Genomic DNA, 23,101 nt, shown 5'->3' with positions numbered 1-23,101 from the left:
CAGGGGCTATTCGGTAATATAGCGTTCGATCCGAGGAGCGATACGGCTGGGAACGCGAGCAATCAGCCGCACGCCCTCGCCTAGAAATTCCTCATGAACAACTTGACCTTGCTCGCGAATCAACGAAATCAGCGCAGCTTCCTTGTACGGAATCGTGGCGCTGAGCACGGTGTCACTTGCGGATGCCTCGTTGGCAATTCGAGAGGTAAGCGAATCAATCCCCTCGCCAGTAAGCGCGGAAAAAAAGATGCTATCGGAATAGCGGGACTTGAGAATGCCAAGCTCAATGGGATCAAGAAGATCAACTTTATTGAAGACCGTAACAGATAACTTATCGCCCGCACCGATTTCAGAAAGAACGGACTCGACTGCATCCATTTGACGAATCCAGTCATCATCTGAAATATCTACAACCTTGAGAATGAGATCGGCGTTAAGAACCTCTGAGAGCGTCGATTTGAAAGCCTCAACCAACCCATGCGGAAGCTTCTGGATGAAACCGACCGTATCGGTGACGGTAATTAACCTGCCGCCCGGAAGGGCATACGCTCGAGTTGTAGGATCAAGGGTTGCAAACAGCTTATCCTGGGTGAAAACATCGGCGCCCGTAAGGCGGTTGAGTAGAGTCGACTTTCCAGCATTGGTATAACCTGCTAGGGCTACTCTGAAAGCACTTGATTCCAGTCGGTCCTTAGACTGCACTCCCCTTCGTTTCTCGACGAGCCTTAATTGCTTTCGAAGCGCGGAGATTTTATTGCGGATCAAGCGCCTGTCCACTTCAAGCTGACTTTCGCCCTGGCCGAAGCGACTTCCGATTCCACCACGAGTCTGCTCTTTTGCAAGATGGCTCCACATACCGCGAAGCCTTGGAAGAAGGTATTGAAGCTGGGCAAGCTGAACTTGAAGGCGACCCTCGCGAGTCTTCGCATGTAAACCGAATATATCGAGAATCAATGCGGTGCGATCGATAATCTTCACTGGTTCGCCTACGGCTTTTTCAAGGTAAGACTGTTGAGATGGCGAAAGTTCATCGTCGAAGATGACGACATCTATATCAAGGCTGTGAACCATTCGAACAAGTTCCTCAACCTTGCCAGACCCAATAAATGACTTGGGGATTGGCTTGTCTAGTCGCTGCGTAAGTCTTGCAACAGCTTCAGCACCTGCTGTATGAGCAAGGCGCTCGAGCTCATCAAGAGACCGATCGATAGGACATGAGTTGACCCTCCAGTCTACGCCAACGAGAAGGGCTCGCTCCGGGACGGGAGTCGTAGAGATGAAGCCCGGTTTTGCCATTTAGTACCCCGTTTTCTCCATTATGAAATCAGCAGCTTGATTGGTTGACAGCTGGTCCATATCCAACCAAATGGTCCTATCATCCTTCCTGCACCAAGACAGCTGCCTTTTTGCATATCGCCTTGACCTCTGCTTGATTAAAGAGACCGCATCTGCAAGCGAGCAGGTCCCCTCGAGATAATCGATGATCTCCTTATAGCCAATGGCCTGCCTGCTTGTGATCGCATCAGCGGCACCAGAAGCGACGAGACCTTTTACCTCATCAAGAAGGCCCTGATGCATCATGATATCAACGCGATCATCGATTCTCTTATACAGACGATCTCTATCCATAGTGAGAGCGAAGCTAACGTAATCATAGTGAGCGCGGGGCGTGGAGAATCCGGCCTTTTGATCGGCGTAGCTAATACCCTCATCGATCATTTCGAGCGCCCGGACAACCCGTCGAACATTATTGGGATGAATCTGATCGGCGCTAGCAGGATCCTTTTCACGAAGCAGGGCGTGAAGCCCTTCCGGGCCAAGCTCCTCAGCTATATGCTGATACCGCGAGCGGCGCTCGCCCTCAACCTCGCCTTTCGGAAATTCCATTTCGTCCAAAGCAGCACGAAGGTACAAACCAGTGCCACCGCAGAGAATGGCCGGCTTGCCTGCAGAAAGGAGCGAGTCAATTATCGCCCGTGCATCATGCTGATACAGGGCTGCAGAATAGCTCTCTGAAGGAGAAACGATATCCACGAGACGGAGCGGTACCCTACGCTCTGGCTCTGGTGTTTTTGCAGTACCGATATCCATGCCAACATAGACCTGCATAGCATCAGCAGAGATGACATCTGTATGCAGTCGAGAGGCGACCTCATCGGCAAGAGAACTCTTACCGGACGCAGTGGGACCCGTAATAGAGATAACGGGGATTGTCATCGAGGCCCGCCAACCAAGGAGCCGGAAAGATACCAGGTTTTAGCAACATCAACATCGACATCGACGATCTTACCGATGTAGGAATCGATGTCGGCGCCTTCGGGCAGTGGAGCATGAACGGTTTGATTCCAAGGGCTTTTACCTTGGAGCATGCAATCATCCTTCTTGGACGTGCCCTCGATGAGCGCAGGAACCGTGGTATGCAGCTGCCCTTGGTTGAATTCATGTGCCGTGGTCTCGATAACGGAGACCAAACGGTTGAAACGGTCGAGAATGACATCATGCGGCGTGGGATCATCGATCATTGCAGCGGGCGTGCCCTCGCGCTTAGAATAGATGAACGTAAAGGCCTGGGCGTAGCGAACCTCTTCAGCAAGTGAAAGGGTCTGCAAAAAGTCCTCTTCAGTTTCACCAGGGAAGCCGACGATAATATCGGTGGTCAGTGCTATGCCAGGTATCTTTTCACGGATGCTGCGAACAAGATCGATGTACTGCTCACGCGTATAGCGCCTATTCATCTCTTTAAGCACACGGGTGGAACCGGACTGAACCGCAAGATGAAGGTGAGGCATAACGGCGGGAACATCGGCCATCGCATTAATGGTCTCAGGCAAGAGATCTTTAGGATGAGAGGATGTAAAGCGTATACGCTCAATGCCGGTCTCTCCCACTGCACGGAGCAGGTCGGCAAAGCGCGGCTTGCCAAAAATGTCTCGTCCATAGGAATTAACGTTTTGGCCGAGCAGCGTGATTTCACGAACGTCGGAGCGCACAAGTCCGGCGACCTCGTCAACGATCTGCTCAAACGGACGGCTCTTTTCGCGGCCGCGAACATAAGGAACGATACAGTAGCTACAGAAATTATTGCAACCAGTCATGATGGGGACCCAAGAATGGAACGTGGTGGCGCGATGCCACGGCATGCTTGTGGCCCCCTTATCTTCGATCTCCTCGCACCTAACGTGATGGTCGCCATCTTCGAAGGCCTGGGCGATAAGCTCGCCCACGTGAGCGATGGAATGGGTGCCAAAGATAACGTCAACGTTGTCGAGGTTGGTGAGAAGTCCCTCGCCATCACGCTGAGCGATGCAGCCGCCAACTGCGATAACGCGGCGACCGCTAGGAGACTTAGGCAGGCTCTTACAGGAGGAGCACTGTCCGTACAAACGTGTATCAGCCGCCTCGCGAACGCAGCACGTCATAAAGATAACGATATCGGCATCCGAGGGCTCGCCGACCTCCAAGCACCCAAGGGAGTCGAGCAAGCCGCTCACACGCTCGGAATCATGAAGGTTCATCTGGCAACCGAACGTACGGATGAAATAGGTTTTACCTGAAAGGATAGAGGAGTTCATTCTTAGCAGACCTCTTGAAAATCTTTAAGCAGCTCGGCAGCGTCCGAGCTTTGAATAGAGAGATGGTGAACGTACACAGAAAGCCTGATAGCCGTGCGCGATTCACCGTTAATGAGAATGTCGGAGAAGATGGGGGCGCAGGAGATATCGAATCCCGTAGGAATAAGGAAGCCGCGAGCTATGGCTACCGCCTTGATCGCTTGGTTGACGGCACCGGCGCCAACGCACTGCATATTGACGGGCACACCGTCTTTAACCATACCGGCGATGGCACCCGCCACGGAAGCAGGTGAAGACTTGCTCGATACCTTGAGGAATTCCATCTATGTTTCTCCAGCGTGTGTGGTGCGTTTATGCATATTATTTTAAGTATACCGCAAGCGAGCGACCTGGAAAACCGTTTACTCTTCTTTACCAAGGTCAAAGGTAACCGTGATCTTATCCTTGAGGACTCGCACCTTTGGTTCACCCAAGAGGTTGATGTAATACCGTGAAGCAAGGTCGTTAAAGTCCTTCTCCACGGCCCGAGAAAAGCTGGCGATATCATCCTTGGAAATCTTTAGCCCCCTGCGATCGCGTTCAAGATCAACTTGACGCATCAACCTCTCGCTAGGCGTGGTTCGCTCCCTTAAAAGACGAGCGGATACGCTTCTCAACGGTGCGATAGACCCCGCAAGAATGCGATGAGCCGTCCTCTCGGAAATCTCGATGCCCAAAGTGGAAGCAATTTGGATGAAATCTGACGCATCAGCGGCAAAGCCTAGGCGAGATATCACCGGAAGGCCCGATTCATCGTCCATAAATAAAAGGCTTGAAGCATCCAACTCGCGGCGAGCCTGGTTATAGAGCGTAGAGGCGATCTCTGTAGGCGTTCCCAAGAACACATCGCAACCACGAAGCTCTTCCAAAGCGAACTCGCAGGCGGTACGAACGATATTGTGAGGCCCGCGCGTGCAAACGAAGACGCCCTCATCGTTCTTTTCAGCCTGGGGCCAAGTCGATTGGTCGACTCGCTCTTTAAGCGAGGAGCAATCGACTATAACGCGAAAAACGGATCCGAGACCCGGACCGGACGTGAGGACCTCTGCGGATTGAGCATTCTGCTTAATGGAGAACAGGGCCATACCGCGACCGTGAACGCCCCACTTGTCCATCTTCATGGTCTCGAGCTTGGAGGTGACGCGGGCGTCGAATATGCGCTCCCTCATGCCCATCGGGACACCGGAACCGTTGTCAAGGAAGAGGAGAGTGCGAACACCCTCCTCTTTCGATGTTGCGATATAGACCCGATCGGCTCCAGCGTCACGAGCGTTTCTGAGCATCTCGATAACGATATCCTCGACACTTTGAATGTCGTGCTTAGCTTGACGGCGCTCAGCTTCGGAAACTCGAAGCTTTACGTAGCCGTCGCCTAGGTTCTCTTCAACACGAAGATTGCCTTCTCCGGACATGGAGGCGATGAAAGCGATGAGGTCGTTAGAGTCGCTCATGTTACTTAGCGATATCCACAGCGCGGCTCTCGCGGATCACGACGACGCGAACCTGGCCGGGATACTCCATCTCTTCCTCGATCTGCTGAGCGATGTTGTGAGCCAGAACGGTCGATTCAGCATCGGAAATCTTATCAGGCTGCACCATGACATGGACCTCGCGACCAGCCTGCATAGCATATGTCCTCTCGACGCCGTCGTGGGAGTTGGCGATCTCCTCAAGCTTCTCAAGGCGCTTGATGTAGTTCTCGGCAGACTCGCGGCGAGCACCGGGACGCGACGCGGAAATTGCATCTGCAGCCTGAACAAGCACGGCAAGAACGGTGTTGGGGTCGACATCGCCGTGATGAGCCTCGATCGCGTGGACAATAACGGGCTTCTCGCCGTAGCGGCGAGCGAGATCGGCGCCGATAACGGCGTGGGGACCCTCTACGTCATGATCGATTGCCTTGCCGAGATCATGCAGCAGGCCTGCGCGCTTGGCCACGCGAACGTCCACACCAAGCTCGGAAGCCATGATTGCGCAGAGCTCAGACACCTCGATAGAGTGCTGAAGAACGTTCTGGCCAAACGAGGTACGGTAGCGAAGGGCGCCAAGGGTCTTGACAATCTCAGGATGAAGATCGTGAATGCCGGTATCGAAGCATGCCTGCTCGCCCGCTTCGCGAACGCGCTGCTGAACCAAATCGGCAGCTTTCTGATACATCTCCTCGATGCGCGCAGGATGGATGCGACCGTCTGCGATAAGGTTCTCGAGAGCGACGCGAGCCGTCTCACGACGAACCGGATCGAAGCTGGAGAGAACAACCGTTTCAGGGGTGTCGTCGATAACCAGGTTCACACCGGAAACCTGCTCGAAGGTGCGGATATTGCGGCCCTCGCGACCGATGATCCTGCCCTTAAGATCATCGGACGGAATATGCACCGAGGTGACGGTGACCTCAGCGGTATGGTCGGCAGCGCAGCGCTGGATGGCAAGAGAGATGATCTCCTGAGCGGTCTTATGGCACTCGGCCTTAACCTTCTGCTCGCTATCGCGGATGATCGTTGCCGCCTCATGGGTGACCTCGCCGCGAACCTTGTCGAGAAGCTCCCTATGGGCGTCCTCGCGAGTGAGTTCAGCGATTCGCTCAAGCTCATCGGTCTGCTTCTCATACAGTTCGTTCAACTCACGAGACTTCTTCTCAATCTGGCCCTGCTGGCTGGAAAGCTGATGATCGCGTTTATCGAGTGCCTCGTTGCGGCGATCCAGGGATTCCTCGCGCTGCATAACGCGATTCTCAAGGACGCGAAGTTCCTTCTTGCGAAGCTTCTCCTCGGCCTCTGCTGCCTGCTTATTCTGGATGATCTCTTCCTTCGCCTCGAGAAGAGCCTCTTTCTTCAACGTCTCAGCCGCTCGACGCGCATCACCCATGACCTGCTCAGCCTCTGCATGTGCAGACTGAATCTTATTTTCAGCCTCGCGAATGCTACCGGTCTTGGCGTTGCGCATGACGAGCACGGCGATACCTGCTCCTATAAGAAGGCAGACAATGCCAATGCCAATCTCCATGCTTGTACGCTCCTTTTTAGAATTTTGAATGCATCAAACTGCACGAGGCCAATGACCGCGCGCGGGACATTTGCATGGATTGAGTCCACCGCATGAAAATGAATATGAGAAATATATCAATCTCATCCTAGATGAGCGCATATCACATAACAAATGACCTAATCATCGTACGTTGATAATATACGTATGTCAATGAAGCATGGGCAGACGGTAAAGACTTCGGTGAATGAGCTGGACGAAAAACCAAAATGAAATGAATAGCAGGCAAAACTAAAGAATCACGGACTGCAAAGATCAGGAATCCCGACAAAGTCGCTGCTGAACGGCGTCTCGCGCTATTGAATACGAAAAGCCCTTAGACATAAGATGCCTTACAAGCTTTTCAAACGGTTTGTTCTCGGGTATGGACTTTCGCGCCAAGAGGGCCGCGGCTCTCTCTACATCGCTCTGTTCATCAAAAAACTCTTCCGGATACCCGGGTATCTCGGCGGGATCCACGCCCCTTCTTTGCAGCTCTTGCTCGATCTTAATCCTTCCCCATCCACGCCGCACCCGCTCATCCACAAAGTAGCTGGCAAACCTCGCATCATCGAGGTACCGGGATTGCCGGGCCTTCTCGACGGCGCTTTCAATAGAAGACGGCGAAAAGCCTTGGCCTTTAAGCTTGTCCTGGATCTCCTTTGTAGAGTGGTCACGTCTGGAAAGCACGTCTACCAAATAGGAGAATGCGACTCGCCTCTGAAGGGAATCGATGTAATCGACAGCCTCGGAGGCGGACTGGGGCAGCGCATCGAGGTCGGCTTGAAGAATTCGCCCCACCCGCATGGGGACGCGAAAAGTCCTCTCAGACCCATCCATAAGGGTTAGGACGAGGCGGGAGGTAGGCTTGACCTGCTGAAAGGATGATTGGTAAACCGCCGCCTTCTCCGGAAAGAAGACGGCGGCCGAAGCGATATCGCTCAAGGGGAGCCTCACTTAGGATGGAAAACTATGCAAGCGGGCGACATTACGCCGTGGTCTGATCCACGACCTCGCCAACGGGGTCGTCTTCAAAATCAAGTCCGCACGCAACGCGTACGCGGTGCTCGATCTCATCCCGTAGATCAGGGTTGGTGCGAAGACACTCCTTCGCAGCCTCCCTACCCTGCCCCAAGCGCTCTTGTTCGTAGGTGTACCAAGAGCCCGACTTGGTTACGATATCGTACTCAACGCCCATGTCGAGAATAGAGCCCTCTTTAGATATACCCGTGCCGTACATGATGTCGAATTCAGCAGTTTTAAACGGAGCCGCAACCTTGTTCTTGACAACCTTGCAGCGAACCCTGTTGCCGATGATATCGGCGCCGTTTTTGATGCTGTCGATACGCCTGATATCGATGCGGACGGAAGAGAAGAACTTGAGCGCGCGGCCGCCGGTCGTTGTCTCGGGGTTACCGAACATGACGCCGATCTTCTCGCGAAGCTGGTTGATGAAGATGCAAGTAGTCTTTGATTTTGCGAGGGAACCGGCGAGCTTGCGCAGCGCCTGGCTCATAAGGCGTGCCTGAAGACCCACGGAGCTATCGCCGATTTCACCTTCGATTTCAGCGCGAGGAACAAGCGCTGCTACGGAGTCGATAACGATCACGTCGATAGCGCCCGAGCGAACGAGCATGTCGCAGATTTCAAGCGCCTGCTCACCCGTATCCGGCTGGGAGATAAGGACCTCATCGATGTCGACGCCGATGCGAGCGGCATACGTGGGGTCGAGCGCGTGCTCGGCGTCGATGAAGGCGACAACGCCGCCCATCGCCTGCGCTTCAGCGAGAATCTCAAGGGAGAGCGTGGTTTTACCAGAGGATTCAGGACCGTAGATCTCGATGATACGTCCGCGCGGCACTCCACCGATACCAAGAGCGGCATCGAGGGCGAGCGCTCCCGTAGGGATGGCTTCAACCTCCAGCTCCGGTCCGCCATCGCCGAATTTCATGATCGAGCCGGTTCCAAACTTCTTTTCGATTTCCTTAGTGGTCGCCTCGATCATCTTATCGCGCTCGGCGCCGGTAGTGCGCTCGTGAATTTGACGGGCAGGGCCTGTGCTCTTTGCCATCTTGACTCCTAACGAATGATTTCCTTGATAATCCTACTACGAACAGCTGTTCGTTGCAAGAAAATATCTTTATGCTAAGCAGGAGCATCTGTACAGAATCGTTATCGTTAATTGCAAAAAGGAGTCTCGAAAAACGGTTAAATCTAAGCGCCGCACGTAAAACAGCCCATTCAAGTCGTAACATGCGACGCTGTAGAGGGTTTACATCACGAAAGCTCCATGGATTCGCATAGAAGCTGATCGAGCGCGAATCGGACCGCCTCGAGACGGACCTGCTGCCTGTCACCGGCAAATGAGCAGCACCAAGCCTGATGGCCGCGCTTGGAGGCGATGCCGATGTAAACCGTGCCCGCCGGATCTTCTTCGGTGCCACCGCCGGGACCTGCGTACCCAGTGGTGCTAACCGCTATATCCGAAGCATATACCTGGCGAGAACCGGTTGCCATCTCCAAAGCGGTCTGTCGAGACACCGCGGTAAAAGAATGCAAGGTTGAAGGCGAGACCCCTAGAAGCGCTTGCTTCGCCTCATCGCAATATGTAACGGCGCCGCCTTTGAGACAAGCGGATGCCCCGGAAACATCGGCGATGTGAGCAGCGACCAGACCTGCGGTGCAAGACTCCGCCGTAGATACGGTCAAGCCCTTAGCCGCGCACGTCTCGACCAACTTTTGGCAAAGCGCGTAAATATCTTGTTCAAGCTCCATGCACTACACCCTAAACACAATCTTGCGGCAGTTCCAAAAGTACTGCGCACCGGAAACCACCGTGAGCACAACGGCGGCAGCCATGAAAACATGGCATACGGTCAGCAGAATGGATGCTGCATCAACGGAATACAGCGCTATAACATCAACAAGCAAGTATCCGCAGATGGCAACCATGGTAACCGCGGTCTTCCACTTGCCCAGTTTATCTGCAGCGATCACCTCGCCGTTAGCGCTGGCGACCATGCGAAGAGCGCTGACCAGAAATTCGCGGAAGAGGATGATGAATACGATCCAGGAAGCGAGCACCCCTTGTTCGATAAAGATAAGAAGCGCGGAAAAGACGAGCAGCTTATCGGCGATGGGATCGAGGAATTTTCCAAAATCGGTAATCTCGCCACGAGAACGAGCCAAATGCCCATCGACCTTATCGGTCAAGCTCAGCACCATGTAGATCACGAATGCCGCGATCGCCTGGAACTCATAGGAGATGCCCACAATGGTAAAGGCGCCGAGGGCAAAAGCCATATACACAGGGATAAACAGGATGCGAACGCAGGTGACGATGTTCGCCGGAGTCCAAATGCTTTGCAGTTCTTTATGCTGGGATGCCATTACTATTCGCTTTCAACAACATGACCGACCAGCTCATAGCAGAAGCTGTCGGTGAACTCGACCGTTACGATGTCGCCAATGCAGGCCTCTTCGATATCAAGGTGGACAGCGCCGTCGCTGTCGGGAGCCTGGAACCAAGCGTGACCGATGAACTCGGAGAAACCGTCGTTCTCCTCTATACCATCGATGATGACCTCGGCGGTCTCTCCCACATGCGAGGCGGTAGCGGCGAAGCCCAGGGCCTCGGCAAGGTCCAGGGCCTTCTGGGCGCGCTCGAGCTTGACGTCCTCGTCCACCTGATCGTCCATCTCGGCGGCCCTGGTACCTTCTTCGCGAGAGTAAGCGAACACGCTGGTGTAATCAAAGGAGTTGCGATCCATGAACGCGAGCATCTGCTCCGCTTCCTCGTCGGTTTCGCCGGGGAACCCTACAAGGCTGGTAGTGCGAATGACCATGCCCGGAATCTCGGAACGCAGGCGAGCGAACAACTCGTCGAGCTGCTGCTCGGAGCCACTGCGATGCATGGACTTCAAGACGCGCTCGTTGCAGTGCTGAACCGGGATATCGATATAGGGAAGCACTTCGGGCGTGTCGCGAATCGCCGCGATAAGCTCGCCGGACATACCTTCCGGCTGAAGATAGAGAACGCGGATCCATACGTGCTGGGGACGCAGCTCCTCAGCCAGCGCAACAAGGAGCTGGGCGAGGTTTGCGGGACCATCGACCTGGTCCTTGAAATCCTTACCCCAGATACCGGTATCCTGGCCAATAAGGACGATTTCCTTAACGCCGCCGGCGACAAGCTCGCGCGCCTCCGCGATGATGCGGTCGGCAGGGCGAGAGTGATACCTACCGCGGATATACGGAATAGCGCAGAAGCTGCAAAAACGGTCGCATCCATCAGAGATCTTCACATAAGCGACGGAGCCCTCGACGGTGCGCTTGATGTTGGGAATAAAGGAGGGCATATCGCGCTCAACGCCCAGCAACTCGTCCACAACCGCAACGATACCGTCCTCTTCATCCGCACGGACAAACGCGGAGACCTCGGGCAGCTCCTGAGGCAGCTGGTCGCCGTAACGAGAGGGCACGCAACCGCACATGATGATGCGCGCAGCGCGAACACCCTCCTTGACCTCCTCGGCCAAAGCGAGCGTAGTCTCGATGCTCTCCGAGGTTGCGGAGGCAAGGAACGAGCACGTGTTGATGATGACGGCGTCGGCGTCTTGTGCGGAATCGACTTCCTGGTAATCCGCGGCGTCAAGCAGCGCCCTCATGCGGTCGGTATCGACCTCGTTCTTGGCGCAACCAAGCGTGATGTAGAGTAGAGAACCTTTAGCCATGCTGATGCCTTATCGATAGTTGGTGAACTGAAGGGGCTGACCGTAATCCTGGTCGCGCAAAAAGCCGATAACCTGCTGCAGCGCGTCCTTGGAAGCAGAGCTCACGCGAAGCTTGTCGGCCTCGATGGTGACCTTGACTTTAAGCTTGATGTCTTTGACGTCCTTGTTGATCTTCTTAGCGGTGGGCTGGTCGATGCCCTCGATAATGCGGCCGATCACGCGCACGGTGCCGCCGGAAGCGGCCTGGGGGGCATCCCACTTGACGGACTTGATGTCAACGCCGCGCTTGATGAGCTTGCTATTGAGAACGTCGATGATCTGCCTCGAGACAAAATCCGCAGGGGCGCTGATGGTGAACGTCTTGTCCGTTTTAGACAGATCGATGGTGGCGCCGGAATCCTTAAGGTCGTAGCGCTGCGTGAGTTCGCGCGCGGTCTGCTGGTAGGCGTTGTCGACCTCCTGCATATCGACCTGAGACACTACATCAAAGCTTGAATCTTTAGCCATGTTGGGCTCCTTTCGTACGTAGAACCAATCGAAACGCCCTAGTCGCCGTTTGATTGGGTGGTTTGCTGGCCGGTAGCGGTATTTTGATCCGTCGCCGCCTGGGTTGCATCTTGCGTGCCGTCCGCATCCTGCGCGGTGCCATCGGCGTCCGTACCGTCCTGTGTGGAGTCGGTCTGGGGAGCAGTGATGGTAACGCGCGCGACGCCTGCGCTCTTGCTGTCATAGCGCACCTTCTCACCATTCTTGGTGATGGTGACGTCGGCGGGCTTATCGACGGTGATCTCCATCGACTGCGTGACCGTATATTCTTGCTCAAAAGGCCCAACAACGGTATCGCCGTAGACAGACTTGCCATCAAGCTTGATCTCGAGCCAAGACGTCTTGCCCTTGGCGATGCTGATCTTAACCTTGGTCTCAGTAGGCTCGTTCTGCTGGCTGGTCGTGTTGGAAGCAGCGGTAGATGAGCCATCCTGCGAGGAGGTAGTCGCGGCGTCATCGCTTCCATCGTCAGCAGAGTCATCGTCCAAATCATCATCCTTATTGGAAGAAGATGTGGAGGATTGAGACTGCGAGGTCTGCGTACTGCCCTGAGCGGACGCGTCAGACGAAGGCGCACAACCCCTGAAGAACAGCAGGAGCAAAAGCAGCAAGATGATGATTACGGCTGCACCCAGCAGCATAAGGACCCTATTATCGGAAAACGGCGAGGGAGGCTGAGAGGACCTACCGCGCGACTGCTGGTATCGACCGGGGTTCTGCTGGCCGGGGCGCCCGGAAGCGGAGCGATAACCGTTTTGCATGGAACCTTGGGGACGAGGTCTGCCTGCAGAGGGCGCCGACCCCCTGTAGCGGGAATCCGTAGAACGGCCGCCGCGGGACGGAAACTGGTCGCCGCGAGCAGGACGCGGGCCCTGCCCATAGCGAGACTGACCGGAAGGACCGTATCCACCACCTTGCGGCAACGCGCGCTGCCTGCCGCCGCGGTTTGCCTGCCCGTACCGAAGAGTGCTGGTAGACATGGGCTCATGCGGAGACACCGATTCGGAAACGTAGCCCGCCTGGGGAGGCCTCTGCCCATACCGAGAGTTGGGCACGGGTCCGTTGACCATGAGGAAGCGGCCCTCAGGATTCACGTTGTGCGGACTTGCCTCGGCAACGGAATCCTGGAACCTGCCGGCTCCGGTATTGTTGACGCGCTCATACGTATGAAGCTCGTCGAAATACGCGTCGACAACGGTGCGAGGGTTCAACCCCAAAAAACGCGCGTAGCTCGAAATCATGCCCTGCGCATAGCCGCGCGGCGGCATGGAGGCAAAGTTACCGGTCTCGAAGTACTCGATAATCTGGGGACGGATCTTTATAGCGTTCGATACCTGCTGGATAGACATACCGCGCTCGCGACGGCGAGTGAGCAGCATCTCTCCAAATCGGGCGGACATCAGAACCCTCCAAACTCATCTTCGGCAGCGAGCTGCGCCTCTACGGCTTCCAGCTCGGCAAGACCCTCTGCGTCGAGCAGGACCTCACGCGGCTTAGAGCCGTCGGGCGGTCCCACAACACCTTTTTCCTCGAGCATATCCATAATACGACCAGCACGAGCATAACCCACCTTAAGGCGGCGCTGCAGGCCGGACGTGGAACCAAGCTGGGAATCAACAACTATGCGCGCGGCATCCCACAGCAAGGGATCGTCCTCAGAAGGCTCGGACGAACCCATGCCGGCGGGCCCAGCGCCAGCCCCTCCAACAAGAGCCGGCGTGACGGCGGACAAGATCTCCTCATGGTAGTCGGCGGCGCTTTGCTCCTTAACAAAGCCCACGACGTCGACGATCTCCTCGTCAGAAACATAACAACCCTGGATGCGCTTGGGCTTGCCCCAATCGACGCGGCTAAAAAGCATATCACCCTGGCCCAGGAGCTTCTCGGCACCCGTTTGGTCCAAAATGACGCGCGAGTCGATACCGGTAGCGACCGTAAGGCCAATGCGGTTGGTGATATTCGCCTTGATGAGACCGGTAACAACGTTAGAGGAAGGACGCTGCGTAGCCACGATCATATGGATACCGCCGGCGCGACCAAGCTGCGCGATTCGGACGATGGAGGCCTCGACGTCCTTGCCCGCGACCATCATGAGGTCGGAGAGCTCGTCGATAACGATGACCAGATAGGGCATCTTGGTTGGAGGGTTGTCGTAATGGTCGAATTCGCCGGCGGCCTGCTTCTCGTTGAAGGTCGCGATCTTACGAACGCCAATGCGCTCGAAGATCTTAAGGCGACGCTCCATCTCGGAAACCGCCCACTGCAGCGCGCTCGCGGCCTGCTTAGGCTCGGTCACCACGGGCACGTACAGGTGCGGCAGCCCGTCATAGGGTGCGAACTCGACGCGCTTGGGATCGATCATGATCAGGCGCACGTCTTCGGGGAACGTCCTCATGAGCAGCGACATAAGGATGGAGCTGATGACCACGGACTTACCCGAACCGGTGGTGCCGGCAATAAGCAGGTGCGGCATCTTGGCCAGGTCCGCGACCATGGGCGTACCCTCGGCATCGCGACCAAGGGCGAACTCCAAAGGACCGCCCTTGACGTAGGGCAAAATGTCGCCAAAGGAAACGTTTTGCCTGCTTCTATTGGGAATCTCGATACCAACCAGCGACGTCCCCGGAATGGGGGCGAAGATACGCACCGAATCGGTAGCAAGCGACAGGGCGATATCGTCTTCAAGGTTGGAGATACGGCTCACGCGCTCGCCCTCGCCGGGCTGCACCTTAAAGGTGGTGACCGTGGGGCCGGAGATCCATCCAACCACGCGCGAGTGAAGGCCAAACTCCTGCAGGGTGGACTGAAGAGCCGCAGCCGTCTGCTCAAGCTCTTTTTCGGAATATGAGGAGGCAGCGGCCTTGGGGCTGTGCTTAAGCATGGACGAGGGCGGCAGCTGGCGCTCATCATCAGAATCGTCGACACCGCTCGCGGGCTTCACCTTGATATCTTCGGGCCTAGGCTCTGCCTTGGCTCTCCCCTGCTGCGACGACGCCTGGGCGTGCTCATCGGCATACGCATCGGCATCGCGATCGGCGGAAGTCTGCTGGGCACGGGCGGGCGAGGACTGCAGGAAATCCGGAAGCGGTCGCTTCTCGACAGACGCAGCGTCATTTGCGGCGATCCAGGGCGGCGTATCCATAGCGGGCTCGGCTGCAGAGGTTGCCTCGAGCGAATCCGTTGCGTCCGCGATGACGTCCAGGGCCTTGCCGCGCTTAGGTTTGGAAGCGGCAGCGGTTACTGCCTTAGCAAAGCGCTCTTTAACGGGAATAAGCGTGGTCTTAGCGCTCTCGCCCTCATACTCGTCCTTCACATCGACAAAGGGATCACCATCGTCCTCATCATCATCTGGACGAGGAAGAACGGTGGTCTCGCGGTTGCCCAAAAACGTGGTCTCGGGCTCAGGGATGTCATCGAAGAGCGACTGCTGCTTGCCGGCTGCGGCAACAGGCGCTTCCCGGCGGTGCTGGAGAGCGGCGGCGGGAACGGCTTCGCCCCAAGGATTATCGTTAAGATCGACTTTGCGCTTCTGTGCAATCTGCGCTGCACGAGCTGCGGCGCCCTGCACAAACTGGCTCACAGAGAAGCCGATGATGACCATGCCGAGGATGACGCCGCCTACACAAAGCACCATTGCAATGGACTTACCAAGCGCATTTTGCAAAGCGGACGCTACGAAAGCGCCCAGATAGCCACCGCTAGAAGCGAGGTTATGGGGCTCGAACATGGCAACGGTGGAAAGCTCGGTGTTGGGGACCATCAAAGACAGCGCGCTGCAGATGAAAACAAAAATAACGGCTATGCCGACGGTGGTTCGAGCGTTGACAGGAGCGCGGTCGCGCAAGAACAGCAACGCGGCCACCGCGAGCATCGCGACGGGCAGCACATATGCTCCCAAGCCGAACCCGAGATGATAGAAGGAAGAGACCGCGCTGGTAACCGGTGCAGAAGCAGGGGCAACCACCGCGATCATAGAGGCGACGGCGATAACGGCGAGCACGACCCCTGCGATATCGCGATTAACGGACTCCCCCATCAAAGGAGGGACGTCCTGATACAGCTCCTCTTCATGCTTAGCGTTAGCGCGCAAGGGGCGCGGAGCCGCCGAAGCACTCCGCGCCTTTTTAGATTGATCTGACTTAGTCGTCGCAGTCCCCTTTTTGGCCTGTCCCCCGCTTCTAGCCACGCTAGACCTCCATGACGACCGGGATGATCATGGGTCGAGTATGCGTACGGTTCCAAATAAAGTTGGAAAGCGAATCGCGGACGGCCTTGCGAAGAGCGTCCGTACCGCTGCTGGTAAAGTTGAAGGAACCCTTCTCGATCATCTTCATGATCGAGTCGGAGGCATCGGAAGTGAACTCATCATCGATGGTGAACGAAACGCCGCGACCGGACACCTCGATAGCCTCGATTTTCTTGCGCTTGGTCGACATGGTGGCTACGACGGTCACCATGCCGTCGTTGGCGAGCTTTTGACGGTCGCGCAAAACGATGGGGTCGGTATCACCGATGCGAAGGCCGTCAACGTAGACCACGCCGCTCTCGACGGCTCGGCCGCGCTTGACCTTACCGGCGCGCATCTCAAGGGAATCACCGTTGTCGATGACAAAGATATTGTCACGTGGAATGCCCATCTTTTCACCCAGCTTTGCGTGGGCGCGCAGATGGACCGCCTCGCCGTGAACGGGCATGAAGTAGGTGGGGCGAGCCATGGCGAGCATGAGCTTGAGCTCCTCTTGGCTGCCGTGACCGGACACATGAACCAGGCAGCGATGTTTGTCATACACGTCGCAACCAAGCTTAGCAAGGCTGTTGACAACCTGCTGAACGGCCTTCTCGTTGCCGGGAACGGGAGTGGCGGAGATAATGACGGTATCGCCATCGTGAATCGAAAGCGTCTTATGCTCACCGTTGGCCATACGGGAAAGCGCGGAGAGGGGCTCGCCCTGTGAGCCGGTGCACATGACGACAACCTTGTTCTCGGGAATGCCGTTGAGCTCGTAAGCATCGACCAGATCGTTTTCATCGATCTTAAGGTAGCCAAGCTCGCGCGCAACGCGCGTATTGGTGAGCATTGAGCGACCAGTGACTACGATTTTACGGCCACATGCCTTAGCAGCATCGCAGATCTGCTGAAGACGATGGATGTGACTGGAGAAGGACGCGACAAAAACGCGGCCCTCGGCGTTCTTGATGGCATCGTACAGCGAGTGACCGACTTCGGCCTCGGACTTGGTGAAGCCAGGGACGGTGGCATTAGTGGAGTCCGACAAAAGAAGGTCGACGCCGGACTTGCCAAACCGGGTGATCGCGGCATAGTCAGGGGTGACGCCGTCGATAGGAGTCTGATCGAGCTTGAAGTCTCCTGTATGCATAACGGTACCCTGCGGAGACTTGACAAAGATGCCGAGCGCTCCGGGGATAGAGTGCGTCATGGAAAAGAAGTCAACGGAAAGGCAGCCCAGATTTACATGGCTACCACCCTTTACCTCACGGAACTTGGGTGCGCGAATGCGGAATTCGGAAAGCTTGCCCTCGATAAAGCCTAAAGTGAGCTTGCTGGAGAAGATGGGTACCTTGTTGTTGAGGTCCTGCAGCAGGTACGGAAGAGCACCGGTATGGTCTTCATGACCATGCGTGATAATAATGCCGCGAAGCTTGTCCTCGTTCTCGAGCACGTACGTGTAATCCGGAAGCACCAAATCGATACCGGGCTGGGAGTCATCCGGAAACATAAGGCCAGCATCGACCAGCATCATATCGGGACCGCACTCGATAACGGTCATGTTCTTGCCAATGCCATCAAGGCCACCGAGAGGGATGACCTTCAGCGGCGCGGTTTTACCTTTAGTTGTTGCCATAAACGGAATGCAATCCTTTCAGATAGTCGTACAGATATATGCACGGCGAACAATCGCCGCATCAATTCATATGGATATTATCTCTACCCAAACACAGGTTTTTAAATGATAGCAGGGAAAAGACTGCAGCGATTCACCATAACTCTTCCCTACCGAATAAACAATTGAAATCACCCAATGCAAAAGTAGAAAAAAAATGGCCCCGCCGAAACCAACGGGGCCACGTACTTAAAGCAAGCTGTCAGTCGAACGATTTGGCAATCGAGGATTAACCCTCATGATGGCGGCGCGGGGTGCGGCCACCATTATCGCCGGGTGCGCGACGGGGACGATCGGAGCGCTCAGAGCGGTTGCGACGGGGACGATCGGAGCGCTCGCGACGCTCGCCCTCTCCACCGCCGTTACCAGATCCGGCGGGAGCCTCGGGCTTATCGATGCGGTCGAGGGAGATCTTGCCGCGTTCATCGACCTCGAGAACACGCACCTTGACCTCGTCGCCTACGTTGAGGACGTCTTCGACCTTATCGACGCGACCCTGGGCGACGCGGGAGATGTGAAGCAAACCGTCCTTACCGGGAAGCAGGGAAACGAAGGCGCCGAAGGGCTGGATGGAAACGACGCGACCGGTATACTCCTCGCCCGGCTCGGGAACCTTGATGATAAGCTGGATGCGCTCGACGGCCTGCTCGACGGACTCGCCGGTGCCGCCGACGTAAACGGTACCGTCTTCCTGGATGTCCACGGAAGCACCGGTCTCGTCCTGGATACCGCGGATAACCTTTCCGCCGGTGCCGATGACGTCGCGAATCTTGTCGACCGGAACGGAGATGGAGACGATGCGCGGAGCGGAGGGGCGGGTCTCGGGTCGGGTCTGCGGAATGACCTGAAGCATCTTGTCCAGGATGAAGGCACGTCCAACCTTTGCCTGCTCGAGAGCGGTGCGAAGGATATCGAACGTAAGGCCCGTGGCCTTGTTGTCCATCTGCAGGGCGGTGATGCCGCGCTCGGTACCGGTAACCTTGAAGTCCATGTCGCCCAGGAAGTCCTCAAGGCCCTGGATATCGGACAGGACAACGGTCTTGCCCTCCTCCTGGATCAGGCCCATGGCGATGCCGGAAACGGGGCGCTTAATGGGTACGCCGCCGTCCATAAGCGCCAAGGTGCTCGCGCAGGTGGAAGCCATGGACGAGGAACCATTGGACTCCATAACCTCGGAAACCACGCGGATGGCGTAGGGGAACTCGTCCTCAGAGGGAAGCATGGGAAGGAGCGCGCGCTCGGCAAGGTTGCCGTGGCCGATTTCGCGACGCTTAGGAGAGCCCATGCGGCCAACTTCTCCAGTGCAGTAGGGCGGGAAGTTGTACTGGTGCATGTAGCGCTTGCCCTCGACGGGCTCGATGGTATCGAGACGCTGCCCCTCGTTGAGCATGCCCAGGGAAAGCACGGAGAGTACCTGGGTCTGACCGCGCTGGAACAGGCCGGAGCCATGAACCAGGGGCAGGTAGTTGTCTTTCACCATGATGGGGCGGATCTCGTCGGCAGCACGACCGTCGACGCGCTCACCGGTCTCGACAACCATGGTGCGCATTGCCTGCTTCTCGAGCTTCTTGAGGTTGACGGGGATCTCGCGCTCCCACAGCAGCTGCTCGTCCTCGCTGAATTCGGCCTTGATGGCTTCCTTCAGAGCCTCGACCTTGCCGATGCGAGAGAGCTTGTCGGCGTCGCGAAGAGCGGCGGACATCTCGTCGTAGTGAGCGAAGATGCGATCGTGGACTTCCTCGTTGGGCTGATCGAGCGGATACTCCTTCACCATGATCTCGCCGTTGACGCGCTCCCACTCCTCAACGAAGTCGAGCTGGGCATCGCAGAAGGCGCCGATGGCCTCCTGGCCAAACTGCATGGCGGCGAGCATGTCCTCTTCGGAGATCTCATCCGCGCCGGCCTCGACCATGGAGATGAAGTCGCGAGTGCCCGCGAGTTCCAGGTCCAGATCGGAGTTGTCGCGCTCCTCGTAGGTGGGATTGACGATAAACTCGCCGGTCTCGCGATCGCGACCGATGCGGACGCAAGCCAGCGGGCCCTCGAACGGAACGCCGCCCAAGGTCATGGCAAGCGAGGCGCCCATGGTGCAGATGACATCGATGGGATTCACCTGATCGGCAACGAGAGAGGTAGCGACGACGTGAACCTCGTTACGGAAACCGTCGGGGAAGCTGGGGCGGATGGGGCGGTCGATCATGCGGGCGGTAAGAGTGGCCTTGTCGCTGGGACGACCTTCGCGCTTGAGATATCCGCCGGGGATGCGGCCCACGGCATACATCTTCTCGATGAAGTCGACCGTCAGGGGGAAGAAGTCGTAGTTTTTACGCTCCTTGGAAACGACGACGGTCACGTTGGCGGTGGTGTCGCCCTGCTTCACCAGCACGGAGCCGGTAGCCTGCTTGGCGAGCTCGCCGGACTCAAGCGTGTAGGTCTTGCCGTAGAGTTCGAAGGTCTTGGATACGAGAGTCATTTTTCCTCTTTCATCTCCGTACGCCACATTGCGCACGGGCGTCTTCATGTCCGAAAAACCGTTTCGGACGGGTGTCGGGGCCGCGGTCGCGGTGCCCTCACACAAGAAGGAGCGCCGTAGCGCTCCCAAATGCCATATTACTGGATGTTGTCGCGGATACCGAGCTGAGCGATAAGCTCACGGTACTCGTTGATGTCGTTCTTCTTGATGTAGGAAAGAAGACGACGACGCTTACCAACGAGCATGAGCAGGCCGCGGCGGGTGTGGAAGTCCTTCTGGTGAGACTTCATGTGCTCGGTGAGCTCGCGGATGCGCTCGGTCAGGATGGCGACCTGGACCTTGGAGTTACCGGTGTCCTGTGCGTTCTTGCCGAACTGAGCGGTGAGCTCGGCCTTGCGCTCCTTGGAGATCGTCATGTTGATCACCTTTCTTCTATGGTCTATAAGGACTCTATTCGCCCCGTACTGGGAAGCCGCCGGTGAAAGCGCGCATCCAAGGTCGGGGTACCAACAGCTCGATATAGTACCACAACCAACGCATCAACGCAGGATGAACACAAGACACCCTATCTGCCCAGTAGGAACTCCATCGCCCGCAGCCTCGCATCAAGATGGGTGGCGGCCCAGGCATGGGACAGGGCGAGCAATAGGTTGGACGTACCCGTATCGACATGCTGAAGCACCAGCTCGTCAAAGGTGAGCGGCAGCAACGCCCTCAGCCAGTTAACGGCCTCCGCATCCACCGCCTCGGCCCCCGCGACGCTGGACGCGCACGAGGAACATAGAAGGCCTCCAGCGGAGGCGGAGAAAAACGCCAACGCCGGATCCCCGCAGGCAACGCAGGACGATAAATCCGGGCGATAACCAACGTGGCTCAAAAGCTTGAAAACGTACGCGGCGACCAAAAGGTCCATATGCGGACAATCACCCTGTAAAGAGCCCAAAACACGAAGAGCTTTCGCACTGATGCTGAAGACGAAGGGATCCGTGGCATCCTCAAAACAACATAGCGAGGCCACCTCCGCGATAACAGAGGCGCGCTGCATGGCCTCATATGTGGGGGCGGCGCCCAGCGGGGCTCCCACAAGGTCTGCCTGCGAGACCACGTCGAGCGACCGCCCCTTAGCAAGCAGCAGGTCGACCGTGCAGAACAACTCGCAACGAGCAGCCAGGCGGCTTCCCGGCTTTCTCGCGCCTTTCGCAACCGCCCTGATCTCGCGTCCATCTCGCGCTAGCAGCGTAAGGATAAGATCGGTCTCCTTGAGCTTGGTCTTATCCAAAACGATGGCGCAGGTTCTATAAGTTCTCGAGCCCGCCATACCGCGCACGCGCCCCTGCTACTCGTCCGCGGAATAGCCAAATCGCCTAATCTGGCCCTGGTCCTCACGCCAGCCCTGCTTAACCTTAACATCAAGCTCAAGGTAGACGCGGGTGTCGAAAATGCGCTCTAAGTCGCGTCGCGCCTCGATACCTATCCTCTTGATCATCTCGCCGCGCTTGCCAATGAGAATGCCCTTCTGGCCCTCGCGCTCAACGTAGATGGTGGCATGAAGCTTCAACAGGTCGCGCTTGTACTCAAAGCCGTCGCATAGAACGCCCACGGCATGGGGAATCTCCTCGCGCGTGTGAAGGAGGACCTTTTCGCGCACAAATTCGGAAACAAGCGTCTCATCGGAAGCATCGACGCCCATGTCGTCGGGGAACCATTTGGGTCCCTCGGGAAGATAGCTAGCCACAACGGAGACAAACGCCTCCACGTTGAACCCTTCGGTGGACGAGACAACGAGCTCCTCGTCGAAATCGACAAGCTTCCTCGCCTCTTCAAGCTGAGAGGTCACCTGTTGGGGATTGGCGATATCGGCTTTGGTAAGGACGAGAATCTTTGTAGCCCTGGACGCCGCAACATGCTCTGCGACCCAGGCGTCTCCCCTGCCGATGGGCTTGGTGGCGTCGACTAGAAATGCCACGACGTCCACGTCGCCAATCTCGGAAAGCGCGCTCTTGTTAAGCTCGGAGCCAAGCGAGTCCTTAGGCTTGTGCAGGCCCGGTGTATCGACGATGACGATCTGGCAGCCCTCGCGATTGATCACGGCCCTCATGCGGCGACGCGTAGTCTGCGCGACGGGTGATGTGATGGCGACCTTCTGGCCGAAGCATGCGTTGAGCAAAGTGGATTTACCAGCGTTGGGACGCCCCACAAGAGCCACGAAGCCGCTGCGGAACCCCTCCGGTACGCCGGAAGCAGTAGCATCGAAGCCGCCTTCAGCCTTGGCGAGCATCGCATCGAGCTCATCATCGTCCAGCTCTGCAAAGGGATCGAAATCCTGCTCGACATCGAAAAGGTCGCCGTCCGCGTCCTCTAGCAGGCTGCGGTCATCGACGTCATTGAGAGCGCTATGTGAATTGATAGATTGGTCGCTCATGGCAACTCCTTCTTAAATAACACCGAGGGCGTGGGAAAAGACGATGACGCCCACAACCGCAGCCGTGAGCGAGAGAACGTAAACGCTGGCCGCAGCGATATCCTTCGCACGCTTTGCCAGGGGATGAAGTTCTTGCGTAGCGAGATCGACGATCGCTTCCATTGCGGTGTTGCAAAGCTCAGCAAAGATGACAAGTCCGCAGCAAATAACGATGAGGCACCAAGAGACGGGGTCGAGCCCCACCGCAATGCCGGCAACAACGGTGACCACCCCCAGGACAAGCATCACGTTGATGTTTCTCTCGGTTCTGATCGCCGTGAAGAGACCTTCGATGGCATAGCGAAATGACTGGACAAAAGTGGGATGGTCCCTATCCGAACCGGGTATCATGG

20 protein-coding genes are annotated in these 23,101 nt (G+C 56.7%); all 20 read right to left on the bottom strand.

Annotated features, from left to right (window positions below; genetic code table 11):
- Positions 1-6: 6 nt before the first annotated feature.
- The 20 genes from hflX to HMPREF9452_RS01425 all read right to left on the bottom strand — a co-directional run bounded on the left by hflX (position 7) and on the right by HMPREF9452_RS01425 (position 23,099).
- The gene (hflX, locus tag HMPREF9452_RS01520; protein WP_040362097.1) at positions 7-1,296 is read right to left on the bottom strand and encodes a GTPase HflX; all 1,290 of its coding nucleotides are present in this window, start codon (positions 1,294-1,296) and stop codon (positions 7-9) included.
- Positions 1,297-2,217 carry a tRNA (adenosine(37)-N6)-dimethylallyltransferase MiaA gene (gene miaA, locus HMPREF9452_RS01515; protein ID WP_009140325.1) on the bottom strand — a complete coding sequence of 307 codons (921 nt, stop codon included), beginning with the start codon at positions 2,215-2,217 and terminating at the stop codon, positions 1,297-1,299.
- Positions 2,214-3,572: a tRNA (N6-isopentenyl adenosine(37)-C2)-methylthiotransferase MiaB gene (gene miaB / locus HMPREF9452_RS01510; RefSeq protein ID WP_009140324.1), complete on the bottom strand. Its 1,359-nt coding sequence runs from the start codon at positions 3,570-3,572 to the stop codon at positions 2,214-2,216. The genes miaA and miaB overlap by 4 nt, the downstream gene beginning before the upstream one ends.
- Positions 3,573-3,574: 2 nt before the next feature.
- Positions 3,575-3,895: a stage V sporulation protein S gene (locus tag HMPREF9452_RS01505; RefSeq protein WP_009140323.1), complete on the bottom strand. Its 321-nt coding sequence runs from the start codon at positions 3,893-3,895 to the stop codon at positions 3,575-3,577.
- Positions 3,896-3,973: 78 nt separating this feature from the next.
- Positions 3,974-5,062, bottom strand: coding sequence for an ATP-binding protein (locus HMPREF9452_RS01500; RefSeq protein WP_009140322.1), 1,089 nt, complete (start codon positions 5,060-5,062; stop codon positions 3,974-3,976).
- 1 nt (position 5,063) lies between these two features.
- Positions 5,064-6,614 (bottom strand): ribonuclease Y, encoded by a 1,551-nt coding sequence (gene rny, locus HMPREF9452_RS01495; RefSeq protein ID WP_009140321.1) that lies wholly within the window; start codon positions 6,612-6,614, stop codon positions 5,064-5,066.
- Positions 6,615-6,908: 294 nt separating this feature from the next.
- Positions 6,909-7,577, bottom strand: coding sequence for a regulatory protein RecX (locus HMPREF9452_RS01490; protein WP_009140320.1), 669 nt, complete (start codon positions 7,575-7,577; stop codon positions 6,909-6,911).
- 43 nt (positions 7,578-7,620) lie between these two features.
- The gene (recA, locus tag HMPREF9452_RS01485) at positions 7,621-8,703 is read right to left on the bottom strand and encodes a recombinase RecA (protein ID WP_009140319.1); all 1,083 of its coding nucleotides are present in this window, start codon (positions 8,701-8,703) and stop codon (positions 7,621-7,623) included.
- Between the two features lie 206 nt (positions 8,704-8,909).
- Positions 8,910-9,407: a CinA family protein gene (locus tag HMPREF9452_RS01480; protein ID WP_009140318.1), complete on the bottom strand. Its 498-nt coding sequence runs from the start codon at positions 9,405-9,407 to the stop codon at positions 8,910-8,912.
- Between the two features lie 3 nt (positions 9,408-9,410).
- Complete coding sequence (gene pgsA / locus HMPREF9452_RS01475) at positions 9,411-10,022, bottom strand: CDP-diacylglycerol--glycerol-3-phosphate 3-phosphatidyltransferase (RefSeq protein ID WP_009140317.1); 612 nt, start codon at positions 10,020-10,022, stop codon at positions 9,411-9,413.
- Between the two features lie 2 nt (positions 10,023-10,024).
- Positions 10,025-11,365 carry a 30S ribosomal protein S12 methylthiotransferase RimO gene (rimO, locus tag HMPREF9452_RS01470; RefSeq protein ID WP_009140316.1) on the bottom strand — a complete coding sequence of 447 codons (1,341 nt, stop codon included), beginning with the start codon at positions 11,363-11,365 and terminating at the stop codon, positions 10,025-10,027.
- Positions 11,366-11,374: 9 nt separating this feature from the next.
- Positions 11,375-11,872, bottom strand: coding sequence for a YajQ family cyclic di-GMP-binding protein (locus HMPREF9452_RS01465; RefSeq protein WP_009140315.1), 498 nt, complete (start codon positions 11,870-11,872; stop codon positions 11,375-11,377).
- A gap of 38 nt (positions 11,873-11,910) precedes the next feature.
- Positions 11,911-13,311, bottom strand: coding sequence for a helix-turn-helix domain-containing protein (locus HMPREF9452_RS01460; RefSeq protein ID WP_009140314.1), 1,401 nt, complete (start codon positions 13,309-13,311; stop codon positions 11,911-11,913).
- Complete coding sequence (locus tag HMPREF9452_RS01455; protein WP_009140313.1) at positions 13,311-16,097, bottom strand: FtsK/SpoIIIE family DNA translocase; 2,787 nt, start codon at positions 16,095-16,097, stop codon at positions 13,311-13,313. Before HMPREF9452_RS01455 ends, HMPREF9452_RS01460 begins: the two co-directional genes overlap by 1 nt.
- A gap of 1 nt (position 16,098) precedes the next feature.
- Complete coding sequence (locus HMPREF9452_RS01450) at positions 16,099-17,775, bottom strand: ribonuclease J (RefSeq protein ID WP_009140312.1); 1,677 nt, start codon at positions 17,773-17,775, stop codon at positions 16,099-16,101.
- Between the two features lie 268 nt (positions 17,776-18,043).
- Positions 18,044-20,287 (bottom strand): polyribonucleotide nucleotidyltransferase, encoded by a 2,244-nt coding sequence (locus HMPREF9452_RS01445; protein WP_009140311.1) that lies wholly within the window; start codon positions 20,285-20,287, stop codon positions 18,044-18,046.
- Between the two features lie 137 nt (positions 20,288-20,424).
- Positions 20,425-20,703: a 30S ribosomal protein S15 gene (rpsO, locus tag HMPREF9452_RS01440; RefSeq protein WP_009140310.1), complete on the bottom strand. Its 279-nt coding sequence runs from the start codon at positions 20,701-20,703 to the stop codon at positions 20,425-20,427.
- 149 nt (positions 20,704-20,852) lie between these two features.
- The gene (gene recO / locus HMPREF9452_RS01435) at positions 20,853-21,605 is read right to left on the bottom strand and encodes a DNA repair protein RecO (protein ID WP_040362095.1); all 753 of its coding nucleotides are present in this window, start codon (positions 21,603-21,605) and stop codon (positions 20,853-20,855) included.
- Between the two features lie 18 nt (positions 21,606-21,623).
- A complete protein-coding gene (gene era, locus HMPREF9452_RS01430) occupies positions 21,624-22,709 on the bottom strand; it encodes a GTPase Era (protein WP_009140308.1) in 1,086 nt (361 codons plus the stop codon).
- A 12-nt stretch (positions 22,710-22,721) separates the two neighbouring features.
- Positions 22,722-23,099: a diacylglycerol kinase family protein gene (locus tag HMPREF9452_RS01425; RefSeq protein ID WP_009140307.1), complete on the bottom strand. Its 378-nt coding sequence runs from the start codon at positions 23,097-23,099 to the stop codon at positions 22,722-22,724.
- Positions 23,100-23,101: the final 2 nt, after the last annotated feature.

Source organism: Collinsella tanakaei YIT 12063 (assembly GCF_000225705.1).
Taxonomy (GTDB): domain Bacteria; phylum Actinomycetota; class Coriobacteriia; order Coriobacteriales; family Coriobacteriaceae; genus Collinsella; species Collinsella tanakaei.
Note: the sequence above shows the minus strand (reverse complement) of the source record. Positions and strands in the feature narration are given on the sequence as shown.

Coding starts and splice junctions, on each gene's coding strand:
- miaB (WP_009140324.1), bottom strand. CDS start 3,572: ATGAACTCCTCTATCCTTTCAGGTAAAACCTATTTCATCCGTACGTTC.
- rimO (WP_009140316.1), bottom strand. CDS start 11,365: ATGGCTAAAGGTTCTCTACTCTACATCACGCTTGGTTGCGCCAAGAAC.
- HMPREF9452_RS01480 (WP_009140318.1), bottom strand. CDS start 9,407: ATGGAGCTTGAACAAGATATTTACGCGCTTTGCCAAAAGTTGGTCGAG.
- HMPREF9452_RS01465 (WP_009140315.1), bottom strand. CDS start 11,872: ATGGCTAAAGATTCAAGCTTTGATGTAGTGTCTCAGGTCGATATGCAG.
- HMPREF9452_RS01425 (WP_009140307.1), bottom strand. CDS start 23,099: ATGATACCCGGTTCGGATAGGGACCATCCCACTTTTGTCCAGTCATTT.
- rpsO (WP_009140310.1), bottom strand. CDS start 20,703: ATGACGATCTCCAAGGAGCGCAAGGCCGAGCTCACCGCTCAGTTCGGC.
- pgsA (WP_009140317.1), bottom strand. CDS start 10,022: ATGGCATCCCAGCATAAAGAACTGCAAAGCATTTGGACTCCGGCGAAC.
- rny (WP_009140321.1), bottom strand. CDS start 6,614: ATGGAGATTGGCATTGGCATTGTCTGCCTTCTTATAGGAGCAGGTATC.
- HMPREF9452_RS01450 (WP_009140312.1), bottom strand. CDS start 17,775: ATGGCAACAACTAAAGGTAAAACCGCGCCGCTGAAGGTCATCCCTCTC.
- HMPREF9452_RS01445 (WP_009140311.1), bottom strand. CDS start 20,287: ATGACTCTCGTATCCAAGACCTTCGAACTCTACGGCAAGACCTACACG.
- era (WP_009140308.1), bottom strand. CDS start 22,709: ATGAGCGACCAATCTATCAATTCACATAGCGCTCTCAATGACGTCGAT.
- hflX (WP_040362097.1), bottom strand. CDS start 1,296: ATGGCAAAACCGGGCTTCATCTCTACGACTCCCGTCCCGGAGCGAGCC.
- miaA (WP_009140325.1), bottom strand. CDS start 2,217: ATGACAATCCCCGTTATCTCTATTACGGGTCCCACTGCGTCCGGTAAG.
- HMPREF9452_RS01500 (WP_009140322.1), bottom strand. CDS start 5,062: ATGAGCGACTCTAACGACCTCATCGCTTTCATCGCCTCCATGTCCGGA.
- recO (WP_040362095.1), bottom strand. CDS start 21,605: ATGGCGGGCTCGAGAACTTATAGAACCTGCGCCATCGTTTTGGATAAG.
- HMPREF9452_RS01460 (WP_009140314.1), bottom strand. CDS start 13,311: ATGTCCGCCCGATTTGGAGAGATGCTGCTCACTCGCCGTCGCGAGCGC.
- recA (WP_009140319.1), bottom strand. CDS start 8,703: ATGGCAAAGAGCACAGGCCCTGCCCGTCAAATTCACGAGCGCACTACC.
- HMPREF9452_RS01505 (WP_009140323.1), bottom strand. CDS start 3,895: ATGGAATTCCTCAAGGTATCGAGCAAGTCTTCACCTGCTTCCGTGGCG.